The sequence below is a fragment of the Duganella sp. GW821-FHT07G03 genome, from assembly GCF_059418605.1.
Window position 1 is genome coordinate 94,327 of record NZ_JBWKQE010000013.1, and the last position, 25,022, is coordinate 119,348.

Sequence of the window (25,022 nt, forward strand, 5' to 3'; positions counted from 1 at the left end):
GATGTTTCGCATAAGAATATGCAAACTACCAACCATGCTAGCATGGAAAAAAATGACAGAAACTCACTTTTTGAGTGATTTGATTCATATCTATTTTATATAAATAGCTAAATAAAATCGAATTTGTCGTACATATCCACGCTGATGCATAGTAGTGGACGGCCTCCAATGCAGGCGGCCTGGCATGGGGAAAACACCCCGCTTGCAGGTAAATGGTTGATTTCCAAGGCAAGACCGAATGGCCCGAAAGCCACGATCCATGCGGAAAATTATTTATCCAACAAGCAGGAGATTTTTCCAATCGGACAAAAAAGCAACAGCACAAAAATATTAAATTCGGCACTAACTGTTGCGGCAGTGCGACATGATTCCCAGCACTGGCCGCCAGGACACATTCTTGGACGGAAGATGTAGATGAATAACATGCTCGAACATAGCCGCTTGCGCGCGGTCGGCGATCTGGGACAACAAATCTGGCTCGACAACCTGAGCCGCAACCTGCTCGCCTCCGGCCAGCTGGCGGACCTGATCGCCGCCGACGGCATCCAGGGTCTGACGTCCAACCCGGCGATCTTCTACCACGCCATCCAGCACGACCCCGCCTACCAGGCCGCCCTGCCGCAGCTGCGCACCGCGCTGGCGACGCCGGAAGCGCGCTTCGAGGCACTGGTGCTGCCGGACGTGCAGCGCGCCTGCGACCTGTTCGCGCCGCTGTACCGCGAGTCCGACGGCAGCGCCGGCTTCGTCAGCTTCGAAGTGTCGCCGCGCCTGAGCCACGATGTTGAAGGCACCATCGCCGCCGCCAAGCGCCTGTGGGCCGCCATCGCCCGGCCGAACGTGATGATCAAGATCCCGGCCACGCCAGCCGGCATCGCCGCGCTGGAGGAAGTGATCTACGCCGGCATCAACGTCAACATGACGCTGATCTTCACCGCCAGCCAGATCCACGCGGTGCGGGCCGCCCACCGCCGCGGCCTGGCGCGCCGCCTGCAGGACACCGCCTCGGTGCAACGCATCGCCAGCGTCGCCAGCGTCTTCATCAGCCGCATCGACGTCGCCGTCGACGCCCTGCTGGAAAACTCGGCCGACAGCAGCGCCGTCGCCCTGCGCGGCCGCGCCGCCATGACCGCTGCCCGCATCGCCTATCACGACTGGAAGAACGACGGCGGCTTCTCGGTGTTCGCCGCCTTCGGCGCCACGCCGCAATGGCTGCTGTGGGCTAGCACCGGCACCAAGCACCCGGAGCAGCGCGACGTGCGCTACGTCGAAGGCCTGATCGGCCCGCACACCATCAACACCGTGCCCGACGCCACGCTGGCCGCCTTCCGCGACCACGGCGAGGCGGTGGCCACGCTGCTGGACGCCGACATCGACGCCGACCGCGCCGTGATGGCGCAACTGGCGCGCCACGGCATCGATCTGGAAACGGTGGGCCAGCAGTTGCTGACCGCCGGCCTGCTGCAATTTGAACAAGCTTTTGACAAACTACTGGCGCTGACGGCCTGAAACGCCGGCAAACCCCGAGGCAAACCTCTAAAAATCAGGGGTTTGCAGTGATATAGCGGCGCCAAATTACATGTTTCGTCCAATAAAAATATACAATATCGATCTTCCAGGAGCCTATTCATGAAACTTTCACAACTTAGTTTGACGGTTGCAGCACTGTTTATCGCTGCCAGCGCGTCCGCGGCTGACCCAAAACTGGGCATCGTGTATGACGCAGGCGGCAAGTTCGACAAGTCGTTCAACCAGTCCGCTTTTGAAGGCGCCACGCGCTTCAAGAAGGAAACCAACATCAATTTCATCGAGGTGCAAGCCTCCAGCGACACCCAGGCTGAACAGGTGCTGCGCGGCCTGGCCCGCAAGAACCTGGACCTGATCGCCTCGATCGGCTTCGCCCAGCAGGCAGCTGTGCAGAAGGTCGCCAAGGAATTCCCGAAAGTCCGCTTCGTGCTGATCGACGGCGTGGCGCAAGGCGCCAACGTCAACTCCATCACCTTCAAGGAAGAAGAAGGCTCCTACCTGGTCGGCGTGGCCGCGGCCATGGCCTCCAAGTCCAAGAAGCTGGGCTTCATCGGCGGCGTCGACATCCCACTGATCCGCACCTTCGCCTGCGGCTACGCCCAGGGCGCCAAGTCGGTCAATCCGAAAATCGAAGTCAGCAACAACATGGTCGGCACCACCTCCGACTCGTGGAACAACCCGGCCAAGGGCGGCGAACTGGCGCGCTCGCAGTTCGACCGCGGCGTTGACGTGGTGTTTGCCGTGGCCGGCGGTTCGGGCCTGGGCACGCTGCAAACCGCCAAGGAAAAAGGCAAGCTGGCCATCGGCGTCGACTCCAACCAGAACAGCCTGTACCCAGGCACCATCCTGACCTCGATGGTCAAGCGCGTGGACAACGCCGTGTACGAATCCTTCATGCTGATGAAAAACGGCACCTGGAAGGCCGGCGTCACCGCCAAGGGCCTGAAGGAAAACGGCGTCGATTGGGCGCTGGACGAGAACAACCGCAAGCTGATCACGCCGGAAATCGAGAAGCGCGTCATTGGTGCCCGCAAGGACATCATCGACGGCAAAGTAAAAGTCATCGACATCCGTTCGGGCGCTGCCTGCCCGGCCTGACACCTGTTTGAACATTGAGCGCGCCGCCGGGGTTCTTTCCCCCGTGCGGCGCGTTTAGTTTTCACTTAACTCCGCACCGAAAACGATCCTATGCAGCCAGCAGTAGAATTTCGCGGCATCTCCAAGCATTTTGGGGCCGTCAAAGCGAACACGGACGTCAACTTCACCATCGCCAAGGGTTCGATCCACGGCCTGGTGGGCGAGAACGGCGCCGGCAAATCGACCCTGATGAGCATCCTGTACGGATACTACCGCGCCGACGGCGGGGAGATCCTGCTCGATGGCCAGGCGCGCAACATCCGCAACAGCCAGGAAGCGATCACGCTGGGCATCGGCATGGTGCACCAGCACTTCATGCTGGTCGAGAACATGACCGTGCTCGATAACGTGATGCTGGGCAGCGAAGGTGGTTTCCAGCTCAAGTCCAAGCGCGCCGCCGTCGAGGCGCAACTGCGCGAGATCTGCACCCGCTACCGCCTCGACGTCGATCCGCTGGCCACCATCCACGACCTGTCCGTGGGCGCGCAGCAGCGCGTGGAGATCCTCAAGCAGATCTACCGCAGCGCCAACATCCTGATCCTGGACGAGCCGACCGCCGTGCTGACCGCGCAAGAGACCGAGTCGCTGTTCGAGATCCTGCGCCTGTTCAAGGAACAGGGCAAGACCATCATCCTGATCACGCACAAGCTGCAGGAGATCCTCGACATCACCGACACCGTCACCGTGATGCGCGGCGGCCGCGTGATCGGCGCCGTGCCGACCGCCGGTACCACCAAGGAAGACCTGGCCAATATGATGGTCGGCCGTCCGATCGAGAACAACCTGCCGCGCAAACCGTACAATCCGGGCGCGCCGGTGCTGCACGTCGAGAACCTGCAGCTGCAGGACGAGCAGCAGGTCAAGCTGCTGGCCGATATCGGCTTCACGCTGCGCGCCGGCGAAATCGTCGCGATTGCCGGCGTGTCCGGCAACGGCCAGAGCGAATTGATGGAGATCCTGTCGGGCATGCGCCTGCCGACCTCCGGCAAGCTGGACTTCCTGGGCAAGCCGCTGCCGTTCGCCGGCCGCTCGGACGCCGACGGCCTGCCGCGCACCTTCCGCGACCTGGGCATCGCCCACATTCCGGAAGACCGTTTGCGCGACGGCGTGGTGAAGGCCTTCTCGGTCATGCACAACACCATCCTCGGCTACCAGGACAAACTGAAAAACCGTTGGGGCCTGTTCGACTTCAAAGCCATCGCCGCGCGCTGCGCGGAGCTGATGAAGAACTTCGACGTCCGCCCCAACAACCACGACCTGCGTATCGGCCTGCTCTCCGGCGGCAACCAGCAGAAGGTGGTGATCGCCCGCGAAGTGCTGGCGCAGCCGAAGCTGATGCTGGTCGGCCAGCCGACGCGCGGCGTTGACATCGGCACCATCGAAAGCATCCACACGCAGCTGCTCGCCTTGCGCGACTCCGGCGTGGCGATCCTGCTGGTGTCCGTGGAGCTGGAAGAAGTGCGCGCGCTGGCGGACCGTATCCTGGTCATGTGCGGCGGCCGCATCACCGGCGAACTGAAAATTGAAGAATTCGACACGACCCGTATCGGCTTGCTGATGGGCGGAATGCACAAATCATGAATAACCACGACCTGCCACGCTGGGCTACCGCGTTTGTAATGCCCGTCCTGAACCTGTTGTCGGCCCTGCTGGTGGCCGCGCTGGTGATCTACCTGCTGGGCGAAAGCCCGGTCGAATCGATGGGCATCCTGATCAACAGCGCCGTCATCAATCCGGAAGGCTTGAGCTACACGCTGTTCTACGCCTCGACCTTCATCTTCACCGGCCTGGCGGTTTCAATCGCCATGCAGGCCGGCCTGTTCAACATCGGCGCCGAAGGCCAGATGTACTTTGCGGGCCTGGGCCTGACGCTCGCCATGCTGACCTTCGACGGCTCGCTGCCGATGTGGGTGCTGATCCCCATCGGCATGCTGGGCGCGGCGCTGTTTGGCGCGCTGTGGGCCTTCCTGCCAGGCTACCTGCAAGCGAAGCGCGGCAGCCATGTGGTGGTCACCACCATCATGTTCAACTACATCGCCGGCGCGCTGATGAACACCGTCATCGTCAAGTATTTGGTGCCGGTGGGCGAGCAGAATCCGGCCAGCCGCGCCTTCAGCGCCGCCGCCGAAATGCCGCGCCTGAACCAGTGGTTCCCGGTGCTGGGCGAGACGCCGCTCAACATCAGCTTCTTCCTGGCGATTATCGCGCTGGTGATCTACGGCGTGATGGTGTCGCGTTCCTCGTGGGGCTTCAAGCTGCGCGCCACCGGCTTGAACAAGCATGCGGCGCACTACGCGGGCGTCCGCATCAGCAAGATGATCATCACCGTGATGCTGATCTCGGGCGCGCTGGCCGGCCTGGGTTCGGTCAACTCCATCATGGGTTCGACCCACTACCTGTCGCTGAACTTCGTCGGCGGCGCGGGCTTCGTCGGCATCGCGATTGCGCTGATGGGACGGCAGCATCCGGTCGGCATCTTCCTGTCGGCCGTGCTGTTCGGCGCGCTGATCCAGGGCGGCTTCGACCTGTCGCTGGAAAAGCAGAACATTCCGCCCGAGACCTTCATCTTCATCCAGGGCTTGATCATCCTGTTCTGCGGCGCGATGGAAAACTTCTACGCCCCCGCCATCGCCGCCCTGATCAAACGGAAAAAGTGAGACCGTCATGACTTTTGAAGACCTCCAAATCGGCAGCATCCTGGTGTCCACCGTGCGCAATGCGCCGGTGCTGATTTTCGCCGGCATGGCCGGCCTGTTCGCCGAACGTTCGGGCGTGATCGATATCGGCCTCGAAGGCAAGATCCTGGCTTCGGCCTTCGTGTCGGCGGCCGTGGCCTTCGCCACGCAGAACCCTTGGTATGGCGTAGCTGCGGGCATGCTGGTGTCGGTGCTGCTGGCGACCTTGCAAGCCTATGTCGCGATCACCCAAAAGGGCAACCAGCTGGTGGCCGGCATCGCGATCAACATCGCCATGAGCGGCCTGACCTTCGTGGTCGCGCAATTCTTCTTCCAGCAAGGCGGTCGCACGCCGGACCTGGGCCAGGCGCGTTTGTTCGACGTGGTGCTGCCCGGCAGTGCTGCCGTTGAAGGCATCCCGTTCATCGGCTGGCTGTACGCGCACCTGATCGGCGGCCATTCGGTGCTGGTGTACCTGGCGTTTGCGCTGGTGCCGCTGGTGCACTGGGTGCTGTACCACACGCGCTTCGGCCTGCGCCTGCGCGCCTGCGGCGAGAATCCACACGCGGCCGACGCGGCCGGCGTCAGCGTCGAGCGCCAGCGCTACATGGCGATGCTGATCGCCGGTGTCCTGTGCTCGTTCTCGGGCGCCTACCTGGCGATCGTGCAGAGCGGCTTCTTCCTGCGCGATATGTCGGCAGGTGCGGGCTACCTGGCGTTGACGGCCATGGTGTTCGGTAACTGGCGTCCGGTGTACACCTTCCTCGGTTGCCTGATGTTCGGCTTCTTCGGCGCGGTGCAGATCCAGATCGAAGGCGTGGACCTGCCGCTGGTCGGCCGTCTGCCAGGTTCGTTGATCCAGATGGTGCCTTACGTGGTCACCGTGATCGTACTGGCCGGCCTGATGGCCAAGTCGGTGGCGCCGAAAGCGCTGGGTACGCCGTTCGTCAAATCTCGCTAACGCAGCGAGCGCATATAGGACAGCAGGTCGGCGACCTGCTGTTCATCCTTGATCCCCCAAAAACGCATGCTGGTCCCCGGCACCACGTCGTGCGGCGCACGCAGGTATGCGGCCAGCGTTTTCTCGTCCCACACCAGGCCCGACTTCTTCATCGCTTCCGAGTACTTGTAGTCCTTGGTCGACGCCGCGCGCCGGCCGATGATGCCATTAAGCTGCGGCCCGAAGCCGCCCTGCGCATACGACCCGACCTGATGACAAGCGGCGCAGCGCTTGAACAACGTCGCGCCGACCTTGGCATCGCCCGCCGCCGCGACCTGCCCTGCCGCCAGCAGCGCCAATAAAAAGTATGTCCACATACCTGTCACTTTACAGCAGGTGCAGCGCAGCGTATTGGAGCAGCATGATGGTCTTGCCGTCGGCGATGCGGCCGTCGGCCATCATCTGCATCGCTTGCTCCATCGTCAGCTCCAGCACTTCGATGTCCTCGCCCTCCTCCTCGATGCCGCCGCCATCGCCGATGCGCGAGGCGGGATCGTATTCGGCGACGAAGAAGTACAGCCGCTCCGTGACCGAGCCGGGACTCATGAAGGCTTCGAACACCTTGCGCACCTCGCCCACGCGGTAGCCGGTTTCCTCTTCCACCTCGGCCTTGATGCGGTCCTCCGGGCTGGCCTGGTCCAGCAGTCCGGCGGCGGCTTCGATCAGGAAGCCGTCATGGCCGTTGCCGTAGGTCGGAAAGCGGAACTGCCGCACCAGCACCACCGTGCGCCGCTCGCGGTGGTACAGCAGGATCGTGGCGCCGTGACCACGGTCGTAGGTCTCGCGCGTCTGGCGCTGCCAGCTGCCGTCGTTGCGGCGGTAGTCGAAGGTGGTCTTTTGTAGCAGGAACCAGTCGTCGGACAGGGTTTCCACTTGGTGGATGCGGATGCGGTCTTCGGGCATGTCGATCTCCTTGATCAAGGTTGCGTTTTTTTACGATATCATGCAATATCGTGCAACATCAAGAAAATTCATGCATATGCTGACACGTCAAAGAAAAGAACTGCTGATCGCCCGCCTGAAACGGGACGGCCAGATCGTCGCCAAATCGCTCAGCGAGGAGCTGGGGCTATCCGAGGACACCATCCGCCGCGACCTGCGCGAGCTGGCGGCGGAAGGCTTGCTGCAAAGGGTGCACGGCGGCGCGCTGCCGCTGGAGCTGCCCGCATCGCCGGCGATGGCCAACTTCGCCCAGCGCCAGCAACTCTCCAGCGACGCCAAGCCCGCCATCGCGCGCGCCGCAGCGGCCATGATCGCACCGGGACAAGTGGTGTTCATCGACGGCGGCACCACCGCAGTCCAGCTGGCGCGCGCGCTGCCGCCGACGCTGCGCTGCACCGTCGTCACGCACAGCCCCAGCATCGCGGTGGAGCTGGCCGAGCATCCCTTGATCGAAGTGATTTTGATCGGCGGCCGCCTGTTCAAGCACTCCATCGTGGCGATGGGTCCATCTGCGCTGGAAGCCATCGCGCAGATCCGCACCGACATCTTCTTCATGGGCGTGTGCAGTCTGCATCCGCTGCAAGGCATCAGCACCGGCGACTACGAGGAAGCCGGCATCAAGCGCGCCATCGCAGCGGCGTCGGTGAAGACGGTGGTGCTGGCGTCGCCGGAAAAGCTCGACACCGCATCGCCATTCCAGATCGCGCCGCTGGAGCGCATCGGCGCGATCGTGGTCAATGCCGGCGTGCCGGCGTCGCTGCTGAAGCCCTACCGCGAGCTAGGGATCGAGGTGGTGCTGGCGCCTTGATGCACCTACTGCTTCTCGATGCAGGCTGACAGCACTGAAAAACTTGGCGGCGCGCCATCGGCCATGGCACACTAGCTGTTTTACGGGGCGTAGGCAGTATGAAGCGGAACATGGGTGATGGATTGCGCACGGGATGGGGCACGCTGCTGCTGGCGGCCTGCGTGCTTGCGGCTCCAGCATGGGGCGCGACCCATCTCACCTATCCGCTCACCAGCGACGGCATCGACAGCCGCTACGACTACGATTGGGCGGTACTGCGGGCGGCGCTGGAAAAGACCACGCCGCGCTACGGTGTCTTCGAACAGCACCAATCCAGGGTGGCGATGTCGCCGCCGCGCGTGGTGCAGGAAATGTCGTCGCCGGCGGGACGCATCAACATCTTCGTGCGCGCCACCTCGCCCGAGCTGGAGCGCCAGTTCCTGCCGGTGCGCCTGCCGGTCGACCGCGGCCTGCTGGGCTACCGGCTGCTGCTGATACGCGGCGCCGACCAGCAGCGCTTCGCCGGCATCAGGACCGTCGCCGACCTGCGCCAACTGCGCGCTGGCCTGGGCCAGGGATGGGCCGACATTCCCATCTTCGAAAAAGCCGGCGTGCCGGTGGTGGAAGGCAGCAGCTACGACGGCCTGTTCGCCATGCTGGAAGCGGACCGCTTCGATTTCTATTCGCGCTCCGCCGACGAAGCACTGCGCGAGTTCCAGGAACGCGGCGCCTCGCATCCGCAGATGGCGGTGGAACAAACGCTGCTGCTGCACTATCCGCTGCCGCGCTACTTCTTCCTGCGGCGCGATGCCGAGGGCAGGCTGCTGGCCAAGCGCATCGAGACCGGCATGGAGATGATGATCAAGGACGGCACGCTGAACACGCTGTTCCAGCACTACAAGGCAGACTTGATCAAGAACACGGCCATGCACAAGCGCCACGTGATCACCCTGGCCAATCCCAAGCTGACGCCGCAGACGCCGCTGGCGCGCGGCGAGCTGTGGTTCAATCCCCTCACCGGCAAGTAACGCCCCTTACGGCCAGATCGCCTTGAGCACGGCGGCGAGATTGTAGCCGCCCTGGATCAGCTGGGTCTTGCCGGCCTCGGAGCTGGGCACGGGATAATCGTCCGGCACCGTCAGCGCCCAGACGTTGAATACTTCACCATTCTTGCTGGTCTGCTGGCCGATGGCGCCGGCCGTCACGCCGCTGTGCGCCAACTTGGCGACCGCCAGCGACTGGTCGGCCCAGGCATACGGCCAGGCGACCGGATCGCCGCCGTAGCTGATCACCGCAGGCTTGCCGGCGATGGCCAGTTGCGCAAACTCCTGTGGCGAGCGCGCGCCGACGCGGCGGAAGACATAACTCACCACCGTAGTGTCCCAATACGAGTGAAACGGCCGCGTGGTCTGCGGTGCGCTCGGCCTGGCCTCCAGCGGCGCGGCCGGAATCAGCCGCGCGCTGATGGCGCTCAACTTGATATCGTCCAGCAGCAGGTCGTTGCCGCCGCGCGCGTCGAACATATGGACCGCGTCGACCTGCGCCTGCGTCTGCGGCACCACGAAGGCGCCGTTCCTGTCCACGAACGCCGCGCCCACGTGCAGCGGCTGCACCACGTCGCCGGCCAAATGGGTCAGGATCAGCAGCGCCTGACGCGGCGTGAAGCTGTGCGGGTTGCTGATCTTGTCGCCCTTGCCCTGCAAGGTGGCGATGCACTGCTTCAGCGTCTGCACGATATCGTTGTCGGCGGTGCCGGCGTCGTGGTCGTGGTAGTGCTGGTTCTGGAACGGCACGTCGGTGTAGTGGTATTCGGCGTGCCGCGGATTGGCGGCCACGTAAGCCACCATCTCCTCGCTCTGCGGGCCGCAATACGTACCCTTGACGCAGTCGGCCCAGATAGAGACCTTCTCCAGGCTTTCGCCCGGCAGCAGCAAGGCCTTCACGCGCTGCTCGGCGTTGCTACCCTGGATCAGCTGGTCGGCGATGGCGCCGACGGCGCGGTGGCCGTCATTGCCCCACGCCTGGGCGTTGAAAGAGACGAAGGCGCCGCTCAGCGCCACCGTCAAAACAAGCTTCTTCATCAATCAGGGCTGCCCTTGGCCGGTTTAGGGTATTTTTTATTGATGTCCAGCGGCTGCGCATACGACGAGCTCCAGGTCTGCTCGTGCAGCGCGGCCAGGCGCTGCGCCATCTTCTCGTTGCGCATCACCACTTCCAGGTTGCGCGACAAATCGAAGTAGCCGCCGCTCCAGTTGCTGGTGCCGACCCAGGCCACCTGATTATCGATCACCATGGTCTTGCTGTGGATGACGCGCGCGAACGGAATGAAACCGCTGCTGGCGGTCGGCAGCGTGACCACGCGGATCTCAATGTTGGGCAGCACGGCCAGGCTTTTCAGGTAGGCCTGCGGCAGTTCTTCCAGGTTCCAGTTCGACACCATCAGCTTGATCTTGACGCCGCGGTTGGCGGCGGCGCGCACCGCGTTGTCGATCACGGCGTAGTAAGGGCGCGTGCCTTTCGGGCCGTAGCTCAGCGGCGCGTAGTCCAGCAGTTGCACCCGCACCTCGCTCTTGGCTTCGGCCAGCAGCGCCGGCAGGCCCGCCTCGGAATCGCCGACGCCGGCCGGGTTGAACTGGTTAGGGCTGGACAGCAGGAAGGCACTTTGATGAATGTCCGGCGTGCTCGCCTTGACGTTCAGCGCCGGCGCCACCAGGCCCTGCGCGGTGATCGCCTGCGCGCGCCAGTCCTGGTTGAACACCGCCTGCACCTGGCCGACAATCTTCGCGTCGGTGATGCGCAGGCCGGTCTCGTGGATATGCTCGAACGAGCGCCAGTCGAAGTTCTGGCTGCCGATGTAGGCGATGGCGCCGTCGACCACCATGTACTTGGCGTGCAGGATGCCGTTGCCGGTCAACTTGTTGAAGTCGATGATGCGCAGTTCCAGGTTGGGGATCGCCTTGAGCTGCTCGATGGTGGCCTTGTCCGACAGGCCCACGCCCTTCTGGTCCAGCAGGAAGCGGATCTTGACGCCGCGCTTGCCGGCCGCCGCCAGGCGCTCCACCACTTTGTTGAAGACGCTGCCCTCATGGCCGACCACGTAGAACTGACCCAGCACGATCTCGCTCTTGGCGCCGTCGAACAACTCGCTCCAGACGGTGGCAGGGTCGCGCAGGTCGCTGCTGTGGAGCGGCGTTTCCACCGGCGCGGTCTGGACCAGTTCAAAGCCGGGGATGGAAAACTCGGCGCGCGCGGGGATGGCCGACGCCAGCAGGGCTGGCAGTAAAACGGAAAGTAAAACGCGACGCATGGTGACTCCTAAGGTTGTTGCAGGCGCTTGATGCGGCCCTGTGTTTCGCTGCGGCCGGCCGGCTTGCCATATTGCTCGCGCTGGGTCAGATAATCGGTCAGGGCGTCGATATCGCGGATGTTGGTCTCGGCGCGGTTGCTGCCCAGCGTGAAGGCCGGGAAGGCGTCGCCACCCTCGGCCAGGAAGTTGTTGACCACCACGCGGTAGGAGGTGCCGTTCTCGATCGGCACGCCGTGCAGCTTCAGGCTGTCGGGCAGCACTTTGCCGCCCTCGCCGCGGCGCGGGTCCCAGGCGTAGCTGAAACCGTCGGACACTTGCAGCAAACCGCGCGTGATATCGCGGCCGCCGTGCCATTGCTGCTCCAGCAGGTCGCGGATCTGCGAGCCGCGCAGGTTCATCACCACCAGCGAATTCGTGTACGGCAGCGCCGCCAGCAACTGGCCGACGTTGACGCGGTTGCCGGCGCTGGTGTCGAGGTCATGCCGCAGCGAGCCATTGTTGACGAAGGCGATCTGCGCGCCATAAGCGCGGCCCGCCGCCAGCGTGGCGTCGGTGACCAGGTCACCCAGCGCGGATTCGCCGTCGTCCTGCTTTTCGCGCGGCACGCTGGGCACGGCCAGCGCAGCCACCGGACGCGCCAGCGCACTGGCGCTCAGGTCGCGGACTTTTTTCAGGTAGGCGTCCAGCGCCGGATTGGCCGGCCAGCTACCGGGGATCATCACTTCCTGTCTGGCGCTGACATCGCGCAGCGTATTGCTGGCGGTATCGACGGTCAAGCGGATGCGCGACAGCACGTGGCCGCCCATGTCGGACTGCGTCACCAGCCGGCCGTCCACGCGGCACAGGTAGCCACGGTGCGAATGGCCGCTGACCACCAGCCGGATCGCCGGGTCGAGGCGCTTGACCACGTCGACGATCGGGCCGGTCAGATGGCTGCATTCCTGCTGGTCGAACTTGTCGATGGTGCGGCCGCCCTGGTGGATCAGCACCACGAACACGCCCACGCCCTGCTTGCGCAGTTCCGGCAGCTGGCGGTTGATGGCGTCCGCCTCGTCGACGAAGTCCAGGCCGGCGATGCCGGAGGCCGGCGCCTTCTCGGTGGCCTCGCGCAGCACCGCGCCGATGAAGCCGATCTTGACGCCGTGCGCCTGCTCGATCTTGTAGGCCGGCAGCAGCGGCTTCTTGGTCACCATGTCGATGACGTTGGCGGCCAGGTACTGGAACTGCGCGCCGCCGTAGGGGTTCTCGAATTTGCAGGCCTTGTCGGCGCGCGGCGACTTGCAGCCGCCGCGCTGCTGGCGCAGCAGCTCGATGCGGCCGGCGTCGAACTCATGGTTGCCGACCGAGCTGGCGCGCAGGCCCAGCAAGTCCATCGCGCCGATGGTGGGCTCGTCGGCCCACATCGACGAGATCGCGGGACTGGCGCCGATCAGGTCGCCGGCGCCGACCAGCAGCAGCTCGGGGTCCTGCTTGCGCCACGCCTGCAGCGCCGCGCCCAGCGTGTCGATGCCGCCGGCGATGACGGTGCGTTCGCCCGAACCATGGGCGCTGTCGAGCACATATTTGCTCGCCTCGATATTGCCGTGGAAATCGTTCAGCGTGACCAGTTCGATCTCGGCTGTGCCGGGCTGCGGGCGGAGCCACGCACAGCCGGCCAGCGCGGCTGCCAGTACAACGCCAGCCACGGGATTCAGGTATTTTTTCATTGCATGCTGCTCGGAAGGAAGTGGGTATCTTACAGGGCAAACGGCCAGGCGATGCCGCTCGCGCCTGGATGAAATAGTATGTTACACGTTCAAGAAAAAAAGACGGCTGATGTCGCCATCAGCCGTCTTTTATCTAGCACTACCGGCTATGTCGCGACGAGCTTAGAACTCGTACTTGACGGTAGCCTGGATGGCCCACTGGGATTCGCCTTTAACCTGGCGAACGTCCAGGGTTTCCACGGCGTCGCGGACTTTGTAGACATACTTGCCGCTGGCGTCCAGGCCGACGTAGTCGACGAAGCTGCGCGCTTGTGCGCCCGAACCCTGGAAGCCCACTTCATTGATACGGCCCCATTTCTTGTTCAGCAGATTGCCGAAGTTGAAGATGTCCAGGGTGAACGATGCCTTGTTGTTCTTGAACAGGCCCGGGATTTCCTGCGACAGGCGTACGTCGAAGGTGTTGGTCCATGGCGAGAAGTCGGTGTTACGACCAACCACGCCGCCAGCGGCTTGCTTCAGTATCTTGTTGCTGTTGACCACGGACCAGAACTTGTCTTCGTTGGCATGGTTGGTCGCGGTGTCGCCCGAGAACACCACCTGGCCCGAACCTGGCGCCGAAGGGATGAACATCAGGTCGTTACCGGCCAAGCCGTCACCGTTCAAGTCGTTGTTGATGGTCCAGCTGTATGGCTTGCCGGCGCGGCCTTCATAGAACATGCCGACGGTGGTCTTGTACGAACCGAAGAAACGCTTCTGGAAGTTGATCAGCGCGTTGATGCGGTCTTTCACCAGGTAGCTCGAGTTGGCGTTGACATCTTCGTTCGGGTTGAACACCGAACGGCCGCTGAAGTTCGAGCTCGAGGTCGACGAGGTCAGGCCCGACACTTCTTTGGCATCGGTGTAGGTGTAAGCCACCGACCACGACAGACCATTGGTCATCGGACGGCTCAGCGACAGGGTGGCCAGGCTGCTGCCGCCCTTGCCGGTGCCGGTCGCTACCAGCACGTTGGTGTAGGACGCGTTGCTCAGGGCCTTGGCGCGGTTGCCGGTACAAGTGGCACCAGTGGTCACCGCAGTGCCAGTAGCAGACCAGCAGGCAGCGTTGTAACCCTGGGACGTGTAGTACAGCTCACGACCATCGGTACCGATCTTGGTGGCTGCGCCCAAGTTCTCGTTGCGGTAGTAAATCGCATCCTTGGCCGTGGTCCGCAGGTACTCGACGCCCATCACCAGGCCATACCATGGCAGTTCGGTATCGAAGGCGATGTTGCTCTTCCAGACCGATGGCTGCTTCAGGCCAGGCGCCAACACGTCAACCGCCGCAGCAGGCGCTGCGCCGGCGAAGTTGACCGGTTGCTTGTTGATGTCGGTGCTGAAGGTGCCGCCGGTGGTCGGGCAAGCCGCGAACGAACCGCCGCAACCGACGCTGCGGGTCAGCACGCCAGGGTTGGAGAACGGGTTGGACAGCCACACGGTCGCTGCCGCGCCCTGGAACAGGCCCATGCCGCCGCGTACCTGCATCTGGCGCGGGCTGTCGAAGGTGTAGTTGAAGCCGACGCGCGGCTGCCATACATTCTGGCCGTCGAAGGTGTTGGTGTTATCCAGACCGAAGCCGCCGGTCTGGCGCGCGCCGGTCACAGGGTTGCCAGCGACCATAGGCGCGGCCACCGCATCGTTGCGGGCAGGACGGTCGCTGACGCGGGTCGCGTCCATGCGCACGCCGTAGCTCACGGTCAGGCGCGGGTTCACGGTCCAGGTGTCCTGGACGAAGGCGCCGTAGTCTTTCATGCTGAACTGCGACACGGCTTGATCCAGCGTGTGGCCAGGCAGCGCGACCTGGGTCGAGTACGACGACGGACGGCCGGTCTGGAAGTTTTCCAGCGTGGCTTGTTCGATCTGGCCGGCACTGGCCTTGCCGCAATCGAGGGACTTGCCGCCCAGGAAGGCATACGTCCAGTTGTTCTGGCACGAGAAGGTGTAGTTGCCCCAGACGTTTTGCAGGAAGGCGTTGTACACGTCGTTCTTGGTGTAGTCGCCGCCGAACTTGACTTCGTGGTCGCCCACCGACCAGTTGGCGCCCAGGTAGGCATCCTTGGTCTTGGTGCCCAGGATGTTGCGCTGGCGGCTGTTGTCGGTGCCGAAGTTCAGGGTACGCGCGGTGGTCGGCACGTTGGCCGGGGTGCCGTCCGGGGTCGGGCCGGTGATGCTCAGGCCGATCAGCGGCAGTTGCGAATTAAGCTTAGGAATGCTGTCGTAGTCGCGCGAGGAGACCTTGAACTCGGTCGAGAAGTTCGGCGTCCAGTCGGCGGTCCACTGGCCGACCAAGGTTTCGATGGTCTTGCCCTGCGAGAACCACTCGGAGTTCAGCGACAGGCCGGTGGCGCTCATGCCGGTGAATTGCGGCTCAGCTTGCTTGGTCTTGGAGTAGCGGAACATCGCGCGATGGTTGTCGTTGATGTTCCAGTCGACCTTGACCAGGCTGTCGTCGACGGTCAGCTGCGAACCGGTGGCCTGGCTGAAGTCGCCGGTGTCGAAGCCGTAGGTGTTCTTGGCTATGGCGGTGGCCGATGCGATGGTCGACGGCGCGATGCCGACGTTGGTCGCAGCGCTGCCGATCGGGCCGAACGCTGGCGCGGTACGGGTCGATTCCAGCTTCTCGTAGGCGGCGAAGATGAACAGCTTGTCTTTGATCAGCGGGCCGCCAACGGTGGCGCCCTTGGTGGTTTCCTTGAACGGCGCCGGCGCGAAGTAGGTGTCGGTGGCGTTGTTGTAGCGGTCGCCAGCGAGGCGGTCGTTACGGAACACGTAGTAGACGCTGCCCTTGACGGTGTTGGTGCCGGACTTGGTCACGGCGTTGATGTTGCCGCCGGTGTAGCCCTTTTGGGTGACGTCGTAGTTGGCGACGTTGACCTGCACCGACTGGATCGCTTCGATCGAGATCGGCTGCTTGGCGGTCGGGGAACCGTTCGATTCCAGGCCGAAGGTGTCGTTGACGGCCACGCCGTCGATGGTCAGCGAGTTGTAGCGCGAGTTCTGGCCGGCCACGGACATTTCGCCGCGTTCCTTGTCAGTCTGCGAAACGCGCGGATCGGAACGGGCGTAGTCTTGCAGGTTGCGGTTGATCGAACCCTGGATCGCCAGTTCGGTCGCGGTGATGCTGGTGCCGGCGCCCATGCTGGTCTTCGAGAATTTGTCCGAACGGCCGCCAGCGGTGCCGGCGATGGTCACGGTTTGCATCTGCGCGCCCAGGGTGGCGTCCACGCTGGCGGTCTCGGCCAGCTGGATGAACACGCCTTCGCGTTTCTCGACGATGCCGTCTTTGGTGATGGTGATCGTGTACGGACCACCGGTGCGCAGGCCGCGCTGAACATAACGGCCTTCCGCATCGGTGACTACGTTGCTCACGGTGCCCGACTCGACGTGCACGATGGAAACGGTGGCGCCAGCGGCTGGCTTGCCGTCCGCAACCGAAATCCGGCCGCCGATGGCCGAAGTGGTGTTCTGTGCAAAGGCCGGTGCCGCCGCTAGCGCGATAGACAGGCTGAGCGCGATTTGCGTCAGCTTGAGCCGTTTATGATTGATCATTGTATAACCCCAAATTAGACTAATAGTTATTCGGAACCCTTGCTGGTGGCAGGTGTTCCCTCTTTACGATTGCTGCAAACCGATTTATTCCCCAAAGCTCAGCGCGCCAAGGGCAGCGGGTGAGTGTAAGGGCGAAATATGTCAGGGCCATGACGTGCTTATGACAACTTTGTGACATCTGCACGGGCGCGGTGAGCGCCCCGTCCGCCTGCTTTGCTACCTGATGGTTGAACTTTGAGAAAAGCAATAATCTTGCTTTTTTGGATCATTTCATCCAACTATGCATTAAGGAAAATTGTCTGACAAATACGATTTAATTTATGAATTTAGACGTTATATATATAAATAGGTGGAATCGTGTTCGGCGCCAACGTTGCAGACGGTCAATAAAGGCGATAGGCCGGAATTATAAGTCAGCCCCTGCTGAATGAAATCTTTTCATTGCCAAAATGACAGAAAGCCCGAGGAGGCCCACTAATTTCTGTAGCTTGGTCGCCACATAATTGGGCGTCCGTGGAATTTATGACAAGGGACGAATGCCGCTGCCGGGGGGAGGTTTTTTTTGTAACAAAGCCGGGCGCCTGTGGGCTGAACGCCACAAGCGCCCGGCGCGGGCTCCGCTTAGCGCGCGGCGCCCGCCTGCGAGGCGGCGATGGCCGCTTCGAATTTGGCGAACTTGCCGTCCAATGCCTGCACTAAGCGTTGTTTATCGGCGTCAGCCAGGAAGGAATAGCGGATGCTGTCATATGACAGTTTCTTGACCTCGGCGTAGCCCGGCTTGTAGCGCGCGGCGTACAGCACGTATTCGCCGGACAGATTGTTGCGCGACACGCCGGCATCGTCGGTCGACAGCACGAACGGCACGCCGTATTTGCGGTACAGGGTGACCGGGTGGGCCTCGCCCTTGACGCCCAGGATGAACTGGTTGCTGGTCAGGTTGACCTCGACGGCGATCTGCTTGTCGTGCATTTTTTTCATGATCGCCAGCGCGTCGGTTTCGTGGGCGATGTCGATGCCGTGGCCGATGCGGCTGGCGCCGGCGACGTCGATGGCGTCCTTGATGTGGAAGGTCAGGCCTTCCGGCGGCACCATGCCCAGCGCCAATTCCCCCGCATGCAACGCCAGCTTCACGCCCGGATGTTTGGATTTCAGGAATTTATACATCCGCATGTGCAGCCCGTAGTCGTGCATCGAGACGTAGACGCTCTCCTGGCCGACGATGTTGACGCCGACGATCTTCGGATTCGACAAGGCCAGCTTGAAGCTCGACACCATCTGCGAGAACACCTGCGACGGCGTCAGGAAGCGCAGCGCGAACGGCTGGTAGCGCAGCGTGAAGTTGGCGTCGTCGATGCCGGCGCCGGCGGTGTCGACATTTTTCAGGTAGGCGGCGATCCAGCCCTGGAATGCGCCGTTGGTGTCCAGCGCGGCGGCGTAGGCGGCCAGGTCGGCGTCGGTGATGGCGCCGGCGGCGGCCTTCTGGTCGAACGCGGCGTCTTGCGCCATCGGCGCGATTTCATAAATAGTCTCGATGTAACCCAGGTTTTCCTGGATGGCGCGCTGCTTCAGGCGCCGCAGGCCATCCGCCCCATTGGTCGAGGCCACCGCGTTGAAGTAGCCGAAGGTGTCGAAGAACTGGCGGTCCGGCGGCGATTGCAGCGCGTCGTGGTTGGTGAAGTCCTTGTCGGACCAGCGCTGCAACAGGTTGGCCAGCACGGTGTTATTGTTCATCACGTCCTGGCCGGACAGGCAGACGCGGTCGGCCAGCGGCTTGGCCTGCTCGGCGCTGGTGTCGGCCTGGTTGGTGTCGATCTGGTAGGTGACCTTGTTGACGCAGTAGCCTTCCTTGTCCACCCACTCCAGATACTGCTCGGCGTAGATCGCGCCCGAGTAGTGGTGGTGCAGGTCGCCGCCCTTGGGCATCATGGTCATGAACATCGTCAGCTCGGCCGTCTTTGGCTCCGGGCCAGAGACCAGCGCGGCGAACTGGCGCTTGGTGATCTCTTCGTTGCTGGCCGCTTGCGCGCCGTGCGGCAAGGCGCAGAACAGGGCGGCGGCAAGGGCTGCGGCCTTCAGGCTGGCGATATTTTTTTGCATGTGTCTTCCAATATGAATTAAGTCATTACGCGGGCGTGCACCTGGCGGCCGGCCGAATAGGTCGCCGCCACCGCGCGGTCGTCGCCCAGCAGGGCCAGCGCGAACAGCAGTTCTTCCAGGCTCTCGCCGCGCGCGGTGCGCCGTTGCAGCAGCGGCGTGGCTTGCGGATCGAGCACGATGAAATCGGCCTCGGCGCCGGCGGCGAAATTGCCGATCGTGCCTTCCAGCTGCATGCTGCGGGCGGCGCCCAGGGTAGCCAGGTAGAACATCCGCAAGGCCGGCAGGTAGCTGCCCTTCAGTCGCGCTACTTTATAGGCTTCATTCATCGTTTGCAACATCGAGAACGAAGTGCCGCCGCCCACATCGGTCGCCAGCGACAGCAGCACACCCGCCTGGTCGGCGCGTTCGAAGTCGAACAGGCCGCTGCCGAGGAACAGGTTGGAGGTCGGGCAGATGGCGGCGGCCGACTGCGTTTGCGCCATGCGGATGCGGTCCTGCTCATTGAGCCAGATGCAGTGACCGTACATGGCGCGCGGGCGCAGCATGCCGTAGCTGTCGTAGACGTCGATGTAGCTGCGCGAGGCCGGGAACAGCTCGCGCACCCACGCGCATTCGGCCTCGTTTTCGGAGACGTGGGTCTGGATGTAGGTGTCGGGGTAGGCGCGCGCCAGTTCGCCCGCCAGTCGCAGCTGTTCTTCGGTGGAGGTGGGCGCGAAGCGCGGCGTGATCGCGTACAGCGCGCGGCCGCGCTTGTGCCAGCGCCGGATCAGCGCCTCGGTGTCGCGGGCGCTCGATTCGGCAGTATCGCGCAGGAACTCGGGGCAGTTCCGGTCCATCATCACCTTCCCCGCCACCATGCGCAGGCCGCGCTGTTCGCTGGCCGCGAAGAAGGCGTCCACCGATTGCGGATGCACGGTGCAGTAGACCATGGCGGTGGTGGTGCCGCAGCGTAGCAGCTCGTCGAGGAAGAAGTCGGCCACGCCGGCGGCGTGGGCCGGGTCTTCGAACTGGCGCTCGGTCGGGAAGGTGTAGGTTTCCAGCCAGGGCAGCAGGCCCTCCGACGGCGAGGCGATCATGTCGGTCTGCGGATAGTGGACGTGGGTGTCGATAAAGCCGGGCATCAGCAGCTTGCCGCTGTAGTCGTGCAGCTCGGCGCCGGGCGGCAGCGTGGCGCGCAGCGCGGCATAGTCGCCGGCCGCCTGCACCTTGCCGCCGGCGACAATCAGCAGGCCATCTTCATGCCACACGTGAGACTTCGCGCTGAACGCCGGATCGGCGACAAAGTGCAGCAAGCTTCCGCGGTAGGCTTGCAAGTTGTTAGGCATGGCGATGTCCCCAAGAGGAATGCTGATTCTAGCGCGAAGCGACCAGACGCACTGGCGCGGTTGTGGTGACAGACGCGGCGGCGTTTTCGATGGTGGCGATTTGCTGCGCCTCCCACACCATCAGCAATTGCGCGCAGACGGAGGCGGCGATCGCGGCGGGCAGCTTGTTGGTGATGCCGGCGATGCCGATCGGGCAGACCATGGCGGCGATGCGTTCTTCCGGCAGGCCGCGCGCGGCCATGCGGCGCTCGAACTGCACGCGCTTGGTCTTGGAGCCGATCAGGCCGAACCAGCCGACGTCGGCGCGGGACAGGATCGCTACACTGAGCGCTTGGTCCAGCGCGTGGCTGTGGGTCATCACCAGATAGCTGGCGCCGGCGGGGGCGGCGGCCACCAGCGCTTCCGGCGCGTCGGTGGCTTCGACGGTGACGTTGGCCGGTATCGTGGACGGGAACATGTCCTCGCGCTCGTCGATCCATGTGACGGTGCACGGCAGCTCGCCCAGCATGCGGACGATGGCCGCGCCGACATGGCCGGCGCCGAACAGCAGCAGATGCGCGCGCGGAGCGAGGCAGGGATCGGCCAGCCAGCGGCGGCCGGCGGTGTCGCGCAGGATGTGGGTGCCGCGCTGGTGGTCGATGGCGGGGAACGCCGGGCCGAAGGCGGCTGCTGAGGCATCGCCCGCGCCGGCGACGACCGCGCCATCGGCGTCCAGCAGTAGCGAAACCGGCGTGCCGTCGATGGCACTGATACGCCAGCTGTCTTCGCGCCAGCGCTGGCGCAGGCTGGCCATGACGTCGGCCAGCGCGGGATCGATCAGTTCAAACGCAAGGTGCACGACACCGCCGCAACACTGGCCCAGCGTCGGGCCCAATGCGTAGCGTTCGAGCCGAGCGTGCACGACCTCGCCTGCCTTGGCCGCGCTTTTCAACATGCTGCGGCCGACATCGACCGCGCACATCTCCAGATGACCGCCGCCGATGGTATCGACCTGGCCGCCGGCCGTGACCAGCATGCGGGCGCCGGGTTCGCGCGGGCCGGAGCCCTCGACGATCGCCACCGTCACCAGCACAGCCGGTTCCGCCATCACAGTTGTCAGCCACTCGTTCATATCGATATCCTCAGGCCGCGAATTCGACCGCAGCCACAGCGCGCAGGATCTCCTCGCTGGTCGCCGGAGCGTTCAGCGGCGGATTGACGCAGTGTCCACCGACAGCGGAAATCGCATCGCGGATCGCGAAGAACACCGAGAACGGCAGCAGCAACGGCGGCTCGCCAACGGCCTTGGAGCGGTGGATGCTGTCCTCGACGTTGCCGTTGTCGAACAGCCGCACGCGGAAGTCCTCCGGGCAGTCGGACACGCCGGGGATCTTGTACGTTGAAGGCGCGTGCGTCATCAGCTTGCCGGCCGGGTTCCACCACAGCTGCTCGGTGGTCAACCAACCCATGCCCTGTATGAAGGCGCCTTCCACCTGACCGAGGTCGATGGCGGGATTGAGCGAACGGCCGGCGTCGTACAAGGCGTCCGCGCGCAGCAGCTTCCATTCGCCGGTGAGCGTATCGACCACCACTTCGGACACTGCGGCGCCGTAGGCGTAGTACGAGAACGGATGACCGTTCATCGTCTTCGGGTCCCAGTGCAGGCCAGGCGTGGCGTAGAAACCGTCGGACCACAGCTGCACCCGCGCCAGATAGGCCTTCTGCACCAGCTCCGCGAACGGCACCACGTGGCCGTTCACATGCACGGCATTGTTGAAGAACTGCACCGGCACGCCGTCCTCGTCGCCATACAGCTTGATGGCAAAGGCGGCAAGGCGTTCACGGATCATGCGCGCGGCATCCTGCGCCGCCTTGCCGTTCAAGTCCGCGCCGGTGGAGGCGGCCGTCGCCGACGTGTTGGCAACCTTGCTGGTGTCGGTGGCGGTGGCACGCACGTGATCCAGGTCGAGGCCCAGTTCATGCGCCACCACCTGCATCACCTTGGTGTTGATGCCCTGCCCCATCTCCGTGCCGCCGTGATTGACCAGCACCGAGCCGTCCACATACACGTGCACCAGCGCGCCAGCCTGGTTCAGGTGCGTGACATTGAAGGCGATGCCGAACTTCAGCGGCGTCAGCGCCAGGCCTTTCTTCAGCACCGGACTGGTGGCGTTGTAGGCTTCGACAGCGACGCGGCGGGCGCGGTATTCGCTGGTCTGTTCCAGCTCCGCCGTCAGCGCCTCGATCACGTTGTCGACAACCTCCTGGCCATACGGCGTGACGTTGCGTTCGGTCTTGCCGTAGAAATTCAGGCGGCGGATATCCAGCGCGTCGCGTCCCAGGTTGCGGGCGATTTCGTCGACGATGTATTCGATGGCGATCGCGCCCTGCGGGCCGCCGAAGCCGCGGAAGGCGGTATTCGACTGGGTGTTGGTCTTGCCGCAGCCGGCGCGGATATCCACGTCCGACAGGTAGTAGGTGTTGTCGAAGTGGCAGACCGCGCGCGTGGCCACGGGGCCGGACAGGTCCGCCGAGAAACCGGAACGCAAGGTCATGTCGACCTTGGCGGCGAGGATCTTGCCGCTGTCGTCGTAGCCGACTTCGTATTCGTAGAAGAAGCAATGGCGCTTGCCGGTGACGAGCATGTCGTCGTCACGGTCGGCGCGCAGCTTGACCGGGCGACGGAGCTTGGCCGCCGCGATGCTGGCCGAAGCCGCCCACAAAGCCGATTGCGATTCCTTGCCGCCGAAACCACCGCCCATGCGGCGGCACTCGACCAGCACCTTGTGCGCATGCACACCCAGCGCATGCGCCACCACATGCTGCATCTCGCTCGGGTGCTGCGTCGAGCATTGCACCAGCATGCCGTGGTCTTCCTTCGGGATGGCGTAGGCGATCTGGCCTTCCAGGTAGAACTGCTCCTGGCCGCCGACAAACAGCTGGCCCTTGACGACGTTGGGCGCCTGCTCGAACGCGGCCTGGTAATCGCCACGCTTGAGCTGCATCGGCGGCAGCACATACGACTGCGCAGCCTTGGCTTCCTGCGGCGTGAAGATGGCCGGCAGCTCATCGTAGCCAATCACGGCGCGGCGCGCGGCGCGGCGCGCGTTGTCGTGCGTATCTGCGACCACGATGAAGATCGGCTGGCCGACATACATCACCTCGCCCGCACTCAGGATAGGATCGTCATGGATGATCGGACCGCAATCGTTGGTGCCGACGATGTCTTCGGCGGTGTAGACCGCCACCACGCCGGGCGAATTGCGCACCGGCGCCAGGTCCATCGCATTGATGCGCGCATGGGCCTTGGACGACAGGCCCAGCGCCGCATGCAGCGTGCCTTGCAGCTCGGGGATATCGTCGGTGTAGGTAGCTTGGCCGAGCACGTGCAGCTCGGCCGATTCGTGCGGACGGGCGACGCCGACCGCCTTCCACGCTTGCGCGGCGAGCAGCGAGGGAGCGACTGGTTGATTCATGATGGCTCCTTTCAGGCGCGGCAGGCGAAGGCGTTGACGGCATCGGCCGCCAAGGGCGCGTCGGCGCGGGTTTCGAACCAGAAGCGGCGCAACAGGTTCTGCGCCGTCTGCATGCGGTAGGTGCTGGAGGCGCGCATGTCCGACAGCGGCGCGAAGTCCTGCGCCAGCATGTCCATCGCCACGCGCAGGTTGGCTTCGCTCCAGCTCAGGCCCGTCAACGCAGCTTCGGCGCGGGCGGCGCGGCGCGGCGTGGCGGCCATGCCGCCGAAGGCGATGCGGGCCTCGACGATATGGTCGCCATCGAGCTTGAACGCGAACGCGGCGCAAACGGCCGAGATATCCTGGTCGAAGCGCTTGGCCAGTTTGTAGGTGCGGAACTGCACGCCCGCGCGCGGCAGCGGCACGCGCACGGCGGCCACGAATTCGTCGGGCCGCATGTCTTTTTTCTGATAGTCGAGATAGAACGCTTCCAGCGGCATGACGCGCTCGCCGGCCGGGCCGCGCAGCACCACATCGCTGCCGACGGCTATCATCCACGGCATCGAATCGCCGATCGGCGAGCCGTTGGCGACGTTGCCACCCAGCGTACCGGCGTTACGGATCGGCAGCGATGCGAAGCGCTGCCACATCTCGCCCAATTGTGACGGATACAGGCGGCATAAGGCTTCGTAAGCGTCGTTGAGCGATACGCCGGCGCCGATGGTCAGCATGCCGTCCGCCTCGCTGACGGTTTGCAGCGCGCTGACATGACCGAGATAAATGATGTCGCCCAGCTCGCGCATCTGTTTGGTCACCCACAGGCCGACGTCGGTGGAACCCGACAGCAGCGTGGCTTTCGGATGTGCGGCGCGCAGGGCGACCAGTTCATCCAGGGTGCGCGGCGCGTGGAAGGTCTGGCCGCGCGCGCTGTAGCTGGCGCCGGCGTTGCGCTGCAAGGCGCGCAGCTGTTCCGTCAACGCTGCGCGGTCGAAGCCGACCTTCGGCAATTCGGTCATGCGGTGCGCGGCCTCGATGATCGGGCGGTAGCCGGTGCAGCGGCACAGGTTACCGGACAGGCAGTCGTCGATCTCCTTGCGCTGCGCGGGCTGGCCATCCTTGTCCAGGTACATGCCCCACAGCGACATGACAAAACCCGGCGTGCAGAAACCGCACTGCGAGCCGTGGCATTCCACCATCGCCTGCTGCACCGGGTGCAGCGCGCCGTCCGGCTGCTGCAGGTCTTCCACGGTGAACAGCGCCTTGCCGTCCAGCGTGGGCGCGAACTGGATGCAGGAGTTCACGGCTTTCATTTCCAGCTGGCCGGCGGCATTCAGGCTGCCGACCACCACGGTGCAAGCGCCGCAATCGCCCTCGGCGCAGCCTTCCTTGGTGCCGGTGCAATGCAGGTCCTCGCGCAGGTGCTGGAGCACGGTGCGCGTCGGTGCGGCGCCGGAGATTTCCTGGACTGCGCCACGGTAGTAAAAACGTATCGGTTCTGACATC

18 protein-coding genes are annotated in these 25,022 nt (G+C 63.9%); 7 read left to right on the plus strand and 11 right to left on the minus strand.

Translation table 11 applies throughout. The features are described from left to right. Positions 1–414 precede the first annotated feature (414 nt). The 5 genes from tal to AC07OK_RS17795 all read left to right on the plus strand — a co-directional run bounded on the left by tal (position 415) and on the right by AC07OK_RS17795 (position 6,297). Positions 415–1,506, plus strand: coding sequence for a transaldolase (gene tal / locus AC07OK_RS17775; protein WP_494691548.1), 1,092 nt, complete (start codon positions 415–417; stop codon positions 1,504–1,506). Positions 1,507–1,626: 120 nt separating this feature from the next. Continuing rightward, entirely contained in the window at positions 1,627–2,622 is a 996-nt protein-coding gene (locus tag AC07OK_RS17780) for a BMP family lipoprotein (protein ID WP_494691549.1), read from the plus strand. A 90-nt stretch (positions 2,623–2,712) separates the two neighbouring features. Beyond that, a complete protein-coding gene (locus tag AC07OK_RS17785) occupies positions 2,713–4,242 on the plus strand; it encodes an ABC transporter ATP-binding protein (protein WP_494691550.1) in 1,530 nt (509 codons plus the stop codon). After that, positions 4,239–5,318 carry an ABC transporter permease gene (locus tag AC07OK_RS17790; RefSeq protein WP_494691551.1) on the plus strand — a complete coding sequence of 360 codons (1,080 nt, stop codon included), beginning with the start codon at positions 4,239–4,241 and terminating at the stop codon, positions 5,316–5,318. Before AC07OK_RS17785 ends, AC07OK_RS17790 begins: the two co-directional genes overlap by 4 nt. A gap of 7 nt (positions 5,319–5,325) precedes the next feature. Next, complete coding sequence (locus tag AC07OK_RS17795; RefSeq protein ID WP_494691552.1) at positions 5,326–6,297, plus strand: ABC transporter permease; 972 nt, start codon at positions 5,326–5,328, stop codon at positions 6,295–6,297. On the opposite strand, the gene AC07OK_RS17800 is transcribed toward AC07OK_RS17795, so the two are convergent. Beyond that, positions 6,294–6,653 (minus strand): c-type cytochrome, encoded by a 360-nt coding sequence (locus AC07OK_RS17800; protein WP_494691553.1) that lies wholly within the window; start codon positions 6,651–6,653, stop codon positions 6,294–6,296. The two genes, AC07OK_RS17795 and AC07OK_RS17800, sit on opposite strands and share 4 nt — an antisense overlap. 10 nt (positions 6,654–6,663) lie before the next feature. Continuing rightward, a complete protein-coding gene (locus tag AC07OK_RS17805) occupies positions 6,664–7,239 on the minus strand; it encodes an NUDIX domain-containing protein (protein WP_494691554.1) in 576 nt (191 codons plus the stop codon). 76 nt (positions 7,240–7,315) lie between these two features. On the opposite strand from AC07OK_RS17805, the gene AC07OK_RS17810 reads away from it, so the two are divergent. Both AC07OK_RS17810 and AC07OK_RS17815 read left to right on the plus strand, forming a co-directional pair. Then, positions 7,316–8,086: a DeoR/GlpR family DNA-binding transcription regulator gene (locus AC07OK_RS17810; protein ID WP_494691610.1), complete on the plus strand. Its 771-nt coding sequence runs from the start codon at positions 7,316–7,318 to the stop codon at positions 8,084–8,086. A gap of 110 nt (positions 8,087–8,196) precedes the next feature. After that, a complete protein-coding gene (locus AC07OK_RS17815) occupies positions 8,197–9,093 on the plus strand; it encodes a hypothetical protein (RefSeq protein ID WP_494691555.1) in 897 nt (298 codons plus the stop codon). A 6-nt stretch (positions 9,094–9,099) separates the two neighbouring features. On the opposite strand, the gene AC07OK_RS17820 is transcribed toward AC07OK_RS17815, so the two are convergent. The 9 genes from AC07OK_RS17820 to xdhA form a co-directional block, all read right to left on the minus strand. After that, positions 9,100–10,146, minus strand: a complete 1,047-nt coding sequence (locus AC07OK_RS17820) for a S1/P1 nuclease (protein ID WP_494691556.1) — start codon at positions 10,144–10,146, stop codon at positions 9,100–9,102. Beyond that, positions 10,146–11,372: a phospholipase D-like domain-containing protein gene (locus AC07OK_RS17825; RefSeq protein WP_494691557.1), complete on the minus strand. Its 1,227-nt coding sequence runs from the start codon at positions 11,370–11,372 to the stop codon at positions 10,146–10,148. Before AC07OK_RS17825 ends, AC07OK_RS17820 begins: the two co-directional genes overlap by 1 nt. 8 nt (positions 11,373–11,380) lie before the next feature. Then, complete coding sequence (locus AC07OK_RS17830; protein WP_494691558.1) at positions 11,381–13,078, minus strand: bifunctional metallophosphatase/5'-nucleotidase; 1,698 nt, start codon at positions 13,076–13,078, stop codon at positions 11,381–11,383. A gap of 162 nt (positions 13,079–13,240) precedes the next feature. Beyond that, complete coding sequence (locus tag AC07OK_RS17835; RefSeq protein ID WP_494691559.1) at positions 13,241–16,663, minus strand: TonB-dependent receptor; 3,423 nt, start codon at positions 16,661–16,663, stop codon at positions 13,241–13,243. Between the two features lie 621 nt (positions 16,664–17,284). Further along, positions 17,285–18,760, minus strand: a complete 1,476-nt coding sequence (locus tag AC07OK_RS17840; protein ID WP_494691560.1) for an adenosine deaminase family protein — start codon at positions 18,758–18,760, stop codon at positions 17,285–17,287. A gap of 17 nt (positions 18,761–18,777) precedes the next feature. Then, positions 18,778–20,085, minus strand: coding sequence for a guanine deaminase (gene guaD, locus AC07OK_RS17845; RefSeq protein ID WP_494691561.1), 1,308 nt, complete (start codon positions 20,083–20,085; stop codon positions 18,778–18,780). 28 nt (positions 20,086–20,113) lie between these two features. Beyond that, positions 20,114–21,196, minus strand: coding sequence for a xanthine dehydrogenase accessory protein XdhC (xdhC, locus tag AC07OK_RS17850; protein WP_494691562.1), 1,083 nt, complete (start codon positions 21,194–21,196; stop codon positions 20,114–20,116). Positions 21,197–21,206: 10 nt separating this feature from the next. Further along, complete coding sequence (xdhB, locus tag AC07OK_RS17855; protein ID WP_494691563.1) at positions 21,207–23,540, minus strand: xanthine dehydrogenase molybdopterin binding subunit; 2,334 nt, start codon at positions 23,538–23,540, stop codon at positions 21,207–21,209. Between the two features lie 11 nt (positions 23,541–23,551). After that, positions 23,552–25,021: a xanthine dehydrogenase small subunit gene (gene xdhA / locus AC07OK_RS17860; RefSeq protein WP_494691564.1), complete on the minus strand. Its 1,470-nt coding sequence runs from the start codon at positions 25,019–25,021 to the stop codon at positions 23,552–23,554. Between the last annotated feature and the right edge of the window lies 1 nt (position 25,022).

Bases quoted from the DNA above. Each gene is read 5' to 3' on its own strand.
- tal (WP_494691548.1), top strand. From the start codon at position 415: ATGAATAACATGCTCGAACATAGCCGCTTGCGCGCGGTCGGCGATCTG.
- AC07OK_RS17795 (WP_494691552.1), top strand. From the start codon at position 5,326: ATGACTTTTGAAGACCTCCAAATCGGCAGCATCCTGGTGTCCACCGTG.
- AC07OK_RS17780 (WP_494691549.1), top strand. From the start codon at position 1,627: ATGAAACTTTCACAACTTAGTTTGACGGTTGCAGCACTGTTTATCGCT.
- xdhA (WP_494691564.1), bottom strand. From the start codon at position 25,021: ATGTCAGAACCGATACGTTTTTACTACCGTGGCGCAGTCCAGGAAATC.
- AC07OK_RS17820 (WP_494691556.1), bottom strand. From the start codon at position 10,146: ATGAAGAAGCTTGTTTTGACGGTGGCGCTGAGCGGCGCCTTCGTCTCT.
- AC07OK_RS17840 (WP_494691560.1), bottom strand. From the start codon at position 18,760: ATGCAAAAAAATATCGCCAGCCTGAAGGCCGCAGCCCTTGCCGCCGCC.
- AC07OK_RS17805 (WP_494691554.1), bottom strand. From the start codon at position 7,239: ATGCCCGAAGACCGCATCCGCATCCACCAAGTGGAAACCCTGTCCGAC.
- AC07OK_RS17825 (WP_494691557.1), bottom strand. From the start codon at position 11,372: ATGCGTCGCGTTTTACTTTCCGTTTTACTGCCAGCCCTGCTGGCGTCG.
- AC07OK_RS17800 (WP_494691553.1), bottom strand. From the start codon at position 6,653: ATGTGGACATACTTTTTATTGGCGCTGCTGGCGGCAGGGCAGGTCGCG.
- xdhC (WP_494691562.1), bottom strand. From the start codon at position 21,196: ATGAACGAGTGGCTGACAACTGTGATGGCGGAACCGGCTGTGCTGGTG.
- xdhB (WP_494691563.1), bottom strand. From the start codon at position 23,540: ATGAATCAACCAGTCGCTCCCTCGCTGCTCGCCGCGCAAGCGTGGAAG.
- AC07OK_RS17785 (WP_494691550.1), top strand. From the start codon at position 2,713: ATGCAGCCAGCAGTAGAATTTCGCGGCATCTCCAAGCATTTTGGGGCC.
- AC07OK_RS17830 (WP_494691558.1), bottom strand. From the start codon at position 13,078: ATGAAAAAATACCTGAATCCCGTGGCTGGCGTTGTACTGGCAGCCGCG.
- AC07OK_RS17790 (WP_494691551.1), top strand. From the start codon at position 4,239: ATGAATAACCACGACCTGCCACGCTGGGCTACCGCGTTTGTAATGCCC.
- guaD (WP_494691561.1), bottom strand. From the start codon at position 20,085: ATGCCTAACAACTTGCAAGCCTACCGCGGAAGCTTGCTGCACTTTGTC.
- AC07OK_RS17815 (WP_494691555.1), top strand. From the start codon at position 8,197: ATGGGTGATGGATTGCGCACGGGATGGGGCACGCTGCTGCTGGCGGCC.
- AC07OK_RS17835 (WP_494691559.1), bottom strand. From the start codon at position 16,663: ATGATCAATCATAAACGGCTCAAGCTGACGCAAATCGCGCTCAGCCTG.
- AC07OK_RS17810 (WP_494691610.1), top strand. From the start codon at position 7,316: ATGCTGACACGTCAAAGAAAAGAACTGCTGATCGCCCGCCTGAAACGG.